Origin of the sequence: Streptomyces sp. NRRL F-5630, from assembly GCF_000719475.1 — a bacterium.
Lineage (GTDB): Bacteria > Actinomycetota > Actinomycetes > Streptomycetales > Streptomycetaceae > Streptomyces.
The window spans coordinates 25,640-33,554 of record NZ_JOGO01000065.1 but is presented as its reverse complement, the minus strand read 5'-3'; the positions used below and the strand labels follow the sequence as shown (position 1 = coordinate 33,554).

General features: G+C 73.2%; 8 protein-coding genes. 1 reads left to right on the top strand and 7 read right to left on the bottom strand.

Annotated features, from left to right (window positions below):
- Positions 1-70 precede the first annotated feature (70 nt).
- From IF99_RS0124065 to bldG, 4 genes are all read right to left on the bottom strand, one after another.
- A complete protein-coding gene (locus IF99_RS0124065) occupies positions 71-1,687 on the bottom strand; it encodes a DUF7059 domain-containing protein (RefSeq protein WP_030999200.1) in 1,617 nt (538 codons plus the stop codon).
- Between the two features lie 183 nt (positions 1,688-1,870).
- Positions 1,871-2,452 carry a hypothetical protein gene (locus IF99_RS0124060; RefSeq protein ID WP_030999199.1) on the bottom strand — a complete coding sequence of 194 codons (582 nt, stop codon included), beginning with the start codon at positions 2,450-2,452 and terminating at the stop codon, positions 1,871-1,873.
- A gap of 571 nt (positions 2,453-3,023) precedes the next feature.
- The gene (locus tag IF99_RS0124055; protein ID WP_030999198.1) at positions 3,024-3,476 is read right to left on the bottom strand and encodes an ATP-binding protein; all 453 of its coding nucleotides are present in this window, start codon (positions 3,474-3,476) and stop codon (positions 3,024-3,026) included.
- 106 nt (positions 3,477-3,582) lie between these two features.
- Entirely contained in the window at positions 3,583-3,936 is a 354-nt protein-coding gene (gene bldG / locus IF99_RS0124050) for an anti-sigma factor antagonist BldG (protein WP_007823876.1), read from the bottom strand.
- Between the two features lie 81 nt (positions 3,937-4,017).
- Between bldG and IF99_RS0124045 the strand changes: the two genes are divergently transcribed.
- Positions 4,018-6,531 carry a DEAD/DEAH box helicase gene (locus IF99_RS0124045; RefSeq protein ID WP_199806548.1) on the top strand — a complete coding sequence of 838 codons (2,514 nt, stop codon included), beginning with the start codon at positions 4,018-4,020 and terminating at the stop codon, positions 6,529-6,531.
- On the opposite strand, the gene IF99_RS0124040 is transcribed toward IF99_RS0124045, so the two are convergent.
- From IF99_RS0124040 to IF99_RS33635, 3 genes are all read right to left on the bottom strand, one after another.
- Positions 6,437-6,805: an Rv3654c family TadE-like protein gene (locus tag IF99_RS0124040; RefSeq protein WP_324604390.1), complete on the bottom strand. Its 369-nt coding sequence runs from the start codon at positions 6,803-6,805 to the stop codon at positions 6,437-6,439. The two genes, IF99_RS0124045 and IF99_RS0124040, sit on opposite strands and share 95 nt — an antisense overlap.
- 62 nt (positions 6,806-6,867) lie before the next feature.
- A complete protein-coding gene (locus tag IF99_RS0124035) occupies positions 6,868-7,275 on the bottom strand; it encodes a TadE family type IV pilus minor pilin (protein WP_030999195.1) in 408 nt (135 codons plus the stop codon).
- 25 nt (positions 7,276-7,300) lie between these two features.
- On the bottom strand, positions 7,301-7,726 hold the full coding sequence (locus IF99_RS33635; protein ID WP_234340824.1) for a DUF4244 domain-containing protein: 426 nt from the start codon (positions 7,724-7,726) through the stop codon (positions 7,301-7,303).
- Positions 7,727-7,915: the final 189 nt, after the last annotated feature.

The following is a 7,915-nucleotide window of genomic DNA, read 5'->3' as shown; positions in this document are numbered from 1 at the left end:
GGGTGTGTACGGGGCCGGGGGGGGCGGGGACGGGGCGCCCCGGCCCCGAGGCAGCCCGGCCTCCCGCGCGTCAGAGCACGCCCGCCGCTTCCGCTGTCCCGCCTGCCCCGCTCGATCCCACCGGGTGCAGGAAGCCCTGCTCGACCAGGAGACGGATCTGCGCCGGTGTCCGGTCACGGAGCAGGACCGGGTCCTCCTCCACGAGCTGGGCGATCGCGTCGAGGATCGCGCCCGCGCTGAGCGTGCCGTCGCACACGCCCGCGAAGCCCGCGCCGATCGAGTCGACCCTGGTCGCCCGGCGCATCCCGCGATGCTGGCGCAGCACCACGTACTCCGGGTTCTCCGCGCCCGGCTGCCCGATCTGCTCCTGCACCACCTCGGGGGCGAGCCGGAAGTGGTCGGCGAGGAGCGCCGCGTCGTCATGCGTGCGGAGGTAGTCGACACGGGCGAAGTGCGCGCGTACGGCGGGGCCCAAGGGCTGCTCCACCGGGTGCGGCCACTCCTCGATCGTCACCGAGGGCTCGGCGGCCGTCGTGCGGCGCAAGGTGATCCAGCCGAAGCCGATCGCCGTGGTGCCGCGCGCGGCGAAGGAATCGAGCCATTCCTCGTACCGCCGCGCGTACTCCGCACTCCCCTCCTTGTGGTCCCCCGCGTCCCGCAGCCACAGCTCCGCGTACTGCGTGACGTCCTGCACCTCGCGCTGCACGATCCAGGCGTCGCAGCCCGCGGGCACCCAGTCACGCACCCGCTCGGTCCACGTCTCGCCCTCGACGTGCTCCCAGTTGGCGAGGAACTGCGCGTAGCCGCCCTCGTTGAGCCGCTCCCCCGCCGAGGAGACCAGCTCGCGGCAGAGGCCGTCCCCCTCCCGGCCGCCGTCGCGGTAGGTGAGGCGGGCGCCCGGCGAGATGACGAAGGGGGGATTGGAGACGACGAGATCGAAGGTCTCCGTGCCGACCGGCTCGAAGAGCGAGCCAGTGAGGAGGCGCGCGGGCCCGGCGCCGGAGAGGGCGAGGGTGAGCGCGGCGAAGACGAGCGCACGCGGATTGAGGTCGGTGGCGGTGAGGCGCACGGCGTGCGGCGAGGCGTGCAGGGCCTGGATGCCGGAGCCCGCACCGAGGTCGAGGACGCTCTCGACCGGCGTGCGCACGGTGATCCCAGCGAGGGTCGTCGAGGCCCCGCCGACGCCCAGGACGACACCCTCCGCCCGCTTGCCGATCCCGCCTGCCCCGCCCACGGCGCAGCCCAGGTCCGAGACGACGTACCAGTCCTCACCCTCGGGACCGCCGTACGGGCGGACATCGACGGAGGCGCGCAGCTCGCCGTCACCGTCCTCGCGCAGCCAGCCGCACTCCTCGGCCGCCGCCAACAGCTCCTCGCCGAGCACCGCCACGAGCGCCGCACGCGTCACCGCGCACTGGAGGAGGAAGAGCCGCACGAGCGTCGCGACGGACCCGGCGGAACGGGTCGCGCGCAGGGCCGGCACGGTCTCGCCGCGCGCGAGGGCCGCGTACGCCGGGGCGCCGAGCAGGTCGAGCAGTCCGTCCGCGGTGAACTCGGCCTCGCGCAGCGCTTCTCGCAACCGGCCCGCGATCTCGGCGCCCCTGCCCTCGTGTGCGGGCAGGCTCTCGGCACCGGGCAGCGGCTCGGCGGGGTCGTGGGGGCTCGCGTTCGCGGAAGTGGTGCTCACCCGTCCATTGTGACGGGCCCCACCGACAACGCGCGGCACGGCCTCACGCGAAGCTGTGCCCCCGCACCCCGGTCGGGTCGCCGGCGCCGGGTGCCGACCCCGCGCGCGCCGACTCCGCGTGGTCCGGCCTCACGCGGGCCCACCGCCCCGGCCTCACGCGTCCGGAACGCACGCGCCCCAGCGTCACGTGGACGGCGAGGCGTTCGGCACCGAGGGCGAGGGCGAGGCCTTCTGGCAGTTCTTCTGGTTCTTCATCGCCTTGGCGACGTCGCCGGACTGGAGCTTGTTGAGCGCGGCGTTGCTCCCCCGGGAGATCTTGGCGAGCTGCGCGGCCACATCCTTGAGCCCGTCGGCGAACTTCGCCTGGTTGCTCGTGTCGAGCCCGTCGACGGTCTTCTTGAGCTGCGCGTACGAGGCGGAGCTGGCGTTCAGCTCCCTGACCACGTCCCTCTTGATGTCCTCGCCGTTGTCCACCGGCGGCGCCCCCGCCTTGTCCAGGGACTGGGCCAGCCCCTTGTAGGCGGTCGAGAGGTCCTGGAACGCCTTCGAGTCGGTCTTCTGGACCTCGGCCGGCTTACTGGTGTCGGCCGTCTGCTTGTCGATCGCGGCGGTCGCCGAGTTGATCTTTTCGACATCGGGCTTGATGTCACCACAGAAGGTCTTGGCCCAGTCGTTGACCTTGGCGTCGTTGTCATCGCCGCACCCCGACAGGGCCAGCAGCAGTACCGCACCGCCGGACAGTGCGCACACGAATTTCTTGCTCAACGGATCGGTCCCTCCATGGCTGTCGGCCCCGGAACTTACACGGGGCCGAGGAGGAGCCTGCGCGAACTTCGCGAAGTTCGCGCATTATTGCGCCATTTGCACCACGGGAGAGATGACTCACGGCATACTGCGCGCCTTCGGGGGCTCACCAGCACGAAGAGGCGCCGCCGACCATCTCCGCGCGCCCCCCTGGGCTCCGCCCTGGCTGCTCCCCTCCGCGCTTTGTCCACAGCCGTATGAGGCCAGGAGCGCGCCGAGACGAAGGCGAGGGCGCCGGTGACGAGGCCGCGCACGCCGGTACGAGACCAGGCCCGCCGGAACGGGACGAGGCGCACCGCCACGAAGCCGAAGCGCGCACGCCCGTACGGCTGTCACGCGCTACGAACGCGGACGCGGTCCGAACACGGGCGCGCCCACCACGCCATGCGCCCGGAGCCCGGCCGGGGGGCGACTCAGATGCGGGTACGCGAAAGCCCGGTCGGGCGCCGAAGAGCCCGGCCGGGGCCAATGCACAACAGATGAATGATTCAGGCGCGGGCCGTGAACCGTCCAAGCACGGCGCGAGGAGGTCTCAGACGTCCGGTCCGCTGTCCGCGAGCACACCCGGTTTGGCCGGCCACGTCATCCGCAGACGGCCGCCGCTCTCGCCCGTGGTGACCTCCACGTCGTCGACGAGCCCGCTGATCACGGCGAGGCCCATCTCGTCCTCGCCCTGGGTGTCCACCTCGTCGTCGCGGATCATCGCGCCGGGAGTGGCATCCGTCACCGAGGCATGCGGGGCCTGGTCGACGACCTCGATGGAGAACTGGTTCTCCGCCTCGATCAGCCGCACGCTCACCGGCTCGGTCACCCCGTGGTTCCGGTGCAGCCCCACGGCACGCGTGCACGCTTCGCCCACGGCGAGGCGTACCTCGTCGAGCACTGCCTCGTCGACACCGGAGCGACGTGCCACCGATGCCGCCACCAGCCGGGCCGTCCTGACGTGCGCGGGCAGCGCGCTGAAGCGGATTTCGACGGTGGCCATGCGGTCCCCCTCAGACGTACGGACGTGCCTGCGGGCGCACCGAGGGGAAGCCCCGACGACGGCCCGCCTCCGGCCCCGGGCCCAGCGGCCCGGGGCGGAGCGGAACTCAGTCGGTGGCCGCGACGGCTTCCTCGACCGAGGTGTGAATGGGGAAGACCTTCGTCAGGCCCGTGATTCGGAAGATCTTGAGGATGCGCTCCTGATTGCACACGAGGCGGAGCGAGCCCTCATGAGCCCGGACACGCTTCAGGCCACCCACCAGGACGCCGAGACCGGTGGAGTCAAGGAAATCGACCCCTTCCATGTCGACCACCAGGTGGAAATTGCCGTCGTTCACCAGCTCCACGAGCTGCTCACGCAGCTTGGGAGCGGTGTAAACGTCGATTTCGCCGCCAACCTCGACGACCGTACGGTCGCCACCGGGGCCGGACACATTGCGAGTCGACAGGGACAGGTCCACTGATCCTCCAGCACCTTGCTATCGAGCGGTCATCCCTCGGGACACCTCGGCCTGAGCCCCCGGGACGGTTCGCCAGCCGCCATGGCATTCAATCACTTACCGGTACGCGCGCACGACGCCTTCAGGGCATTGTCCGCCGCGCCAGTGACACACTCGATGTCGATGGCCACGTACTCCACGACCGGCCGGCCCCCTCGGGGCACGGCCGCACAGCACTCTCCCCGAGCGGTTCTGGACCGTCTCGCCGGGGGGTCGAGCCGCGCTGAGCGCATCACTCATACGGAGCACCTGCCCCCGCGCCCGGCGAGCTATGCCGTCTGGCCGCATCGGGTTCGGCCGGAAGTGATCGCTGCCGTGCAGGAGGCCGGCATCGACCACCCGTGGTCCCATCAGGCACGAGCCGCCGAGCACGCCCTGAACGGCGAGTCCGTCGTGGTCTCGACCGGCACCGCCTCCGGCAAGTCCCTCGGCTACCTCGTCCCCGTGCTCTCCACCCTCCTGGACGGCTCCGAGGCCCCCAACGGGCGCGGCGCCACCGCTCTGTACCTGGCCCCGACGAAGGCGCTCGCCGCCGACCAGCGGCGCGCCGTGCGCGCGCTCGCCGCCCCGCTCGGCCGCGCCGTGCGCCCCGCCGTCTACGACGGCGACACCCACGTCGAGGAACGCGAGTGGGTCCGCCAGTACGCGAACTACGTCCTGACCAACCCCGACATGCTCCACCGGGGCATCCTGCCCTCGCACCCGCGTTGGTCCTCCTTCCTGCGGGCGCTCAAGTACGTCGTCATCGACGAGTGCCACGTCTACCGCGGCGTCTTCGGCTCCCACGTGGCCCAGGTCCTGCGCCGGCTGCGCAGGCTCTGCGCCCGGTACGGCTCCGAGCCCGTCTTCCTCCTCGCCTCCGCCACCGCCGCCGAACCGGCCGTCGCCGGACAACGGCTCACGGGCCTGCCGATCGCCGAGGTCGCCGAGGACGGCTCCCCGCGCGGCGAGGTCGTCTTCGCCCTCTGGGAGCCCCCGCTCACCGAGCTCCAGGGCGAGAAGGGCGCCCCCGTACGACGCACCGCGACCGCCGAGACGGCCGACCTCCTCACCGACCTCACGCTCCAGGGTGTGAGATCCGTCGCTTTCGTGCGCTCCCGGCGCGGTGCCGAGCTGATCTCCGTCATCGCCAAGGAGCGCCTCGCCGACCGGGACCGAGCTCTGGCATCCCGCGTCGCCGCCTACCGCGGCGGCTACCTCGCCGAGGAACGCCGGGCCCTGGAACGCGCCCTGCACTCCGGCGAGCTCCTCGGCCTCGCCGCCACCACGGCCCTCGAACTGGGCGTCGACGTGGCCGGACTCGACGCCGTCCTCATCGCCGGGTATCCCGGCACGCGCGCCTCGCTGTGGCAGCAGGCCGGCCGCGCGGGCCGTACGGGGCAAGGCGCCCTCGCCGTTCTCGTCGCCCGCGACGACCCGCTGGACACCTTCCTCGTCCACCACCCCGAAGCGATTTTCGACCAGCCCGTCGAATCCACCGTCCTCGACCCGGACAACCCCTACGTCCTGGCCCCGCACCTGTGCGCGGCAGCCGCCGAACTGCCCCTGACCGAGCAGGACAAGGGCCTGTTCGGCCCGGCGAGCGCCGAGCTGCTCCCGCAACTCGAGTCCGCCAAGCTGCTGCGCCGCCGCAGCCTGTCCTGGTACTGGACCCGCAAGGAGCGCGCCGCCGACCTCACCGACATCCGCGGTGAGGGCGGCCCCCCGGTGCAGATCGTGGAGGAGGGCACCGGCCGCCTCCTCGGCACCGTCGACGCCTCCGCCTCGCACACGACCGTCCACGAGGGCGCCGTCCACCTCCACCAGGGCCGCACCTACCAGGTACGCACCTTCGACCTCGACGCGAGCGTCGCCCTCGTCGAGGAGGCGTCACCCCCGTATACGACCGTCGCCCGTGACACCACCTCCGTCTCCGTCCTGGAGACCGATCGCTCGATCCCCTGGGGCGAGGGCCGCCTGTGCTTCGGCTCGGTCGAAGTGACCCACCAGGTCGTCTCCTACCTGCGCCGTCGGCTCCTGACCGGTGAGGTCCTCGGCGAGACGAAGCTCGACCTGCCGCCGCGCCACCTGCGGACCCGCGCCGTGTGGTGGACCGTCACCGACGACCAGCTCGACGCGGCCCTCGTCCACCCCCAGCAACTCGGCGGCGCCCTCCACGCCGCCGAACACGCCTCCATCGGTCTCCTCCCGCTCTTCGCCACGTGCGACCGCTGGGACATCGGCGGAGTCTCCGTACCGCTCCACCCCGACACCCTGCTGCCCACGGTCTTCGTCTACGACGGCCACCCCGGCGGCGCCGGCTTCGCCGAACGCGCCTTCGCCACCGCCCGCGAGTGGCTCACCGCGACCCGCGAGGCCATCGCCGCCTGCGAGTGCGACTCCGGCTGCCCCTCCTGTGTCCAGTCGCCCAAGTGCGGCAACGGCAACGAACCCCTCCACAAACGGGCCGCCGTCCGCCTCCTCACCGAACTCCTGAAGGGCGCCCCTGCCACGGCCCCACCCCCGGAGGACCGCCCGGCCCCAGTGCCCCGACCGGCGGCCCCGCCCGCGCCCTGACCCGTACCGTCCATGGCCCGACGTTCCCCACCGAGGTGACGTCGGCGTACCGCCCGCGCAGCCCGCACCCGGCGAGCCGACCGCCCTGCGCCCCGGCCACCCGCCTGGCCGCGCCGCAGGCCGCGCCCGTCCCGCGCGCCCACGTGTCCGCGGCGGCGAGCGCTCCCAGGTCGGCGGCCTGGGCGGCCCGATGCCTGGCCAACACCACTTGGCCGTAGGCGAGGGCGCCGCCGAAGAGGACTCCGAGCACCGCGAGCACCGCCACGGCCCACACGGTCGCCGCCCCGCGGTCCCCCACACCCCGCCGGTGCCTCACCCAGGTCCTGCCCGACAGGTTCACGACGCCACCTCCCCCGTGCCGACCGTCTCTTCCGCGAGCGCCACGGCGGAGGATCCGAGCCGCACCCCGAGCCCGCCCGGCCCCGGCGCCTCGGCCGTGACCGTCACCCGTACGAGGTCCCCCTCCCGCTCGACCCGCACCTCCGCGCCCTCCGGCGCCACCCCTCGAGCCGTGGCCACCGCACGCGCCTCGGGGTCCTGCCGAGCGGCGGCCCGGGCGCCGGCACCGGCGGCGTCCACACACCGCACCTGCGCCGCCGCCGCGAACAGGGCCCACACCAGGGCCAGCGTCACCACCACGAGAAGAGGCAGGACCACCGCAGACTCCGCCGTCACCATCCCCATGTCACCTCCGCGCGCAGGCGAACGGCCGAGCGAGTGCCGCCACCGGGCGGCGGCCCGCACAGCACGCCGCCCGGCACCACGCCTCTCACCCACGGAGCGCCTTCATCACCGCGGCCTGCAATGCCGATTGCACCGCCCCACCTGTGACGACCTTGTAGAGCACCGTCGCGAGCCCCACGGCAGCGAGCAGCGCGACGGCGTACTCGGCGGTCGCCATCCCGAGATCGCCCCGCCCCCGCACCTCCTTCGTCGCCTGCCGCAAGGTCCAGCGGATGCGCCGCCGCATCAGCTCCCGGCGCGCCGCGTCCCTGCGGTGGTACCGGGAAAAATCCGCGCCCCCGTCCACCGTGGACCGCTGACGGGCGAGCACTTCCGCCCGGCGCCGCGCCCGCGCCAACTCCGCTCCGGCCCGCACCAGCCCCGCACCGCTCTCCCCGTCCACCGGCAGAGGGCCGGTCTTCGGCTTCTCGGCCCCGGCAACCACCGCGGCGCCGTCACCGGCCTTCCTCACCCCCGGGGGCGCCGAATTTCGCGGACCGGAGACAGGGGCACGGCCCTCCACGCTCCGCCTATTACGCCGCTTTCGGCCACGGCCCTTCGCCTTCCTGCGACCGGTACCCGCCCCTACACGCACGGGCTCCGCCGGATCGCTGGGCACCGGGGGCTCGCCCGACCCTGCGGAATCGCGGCCCCCTGCGGA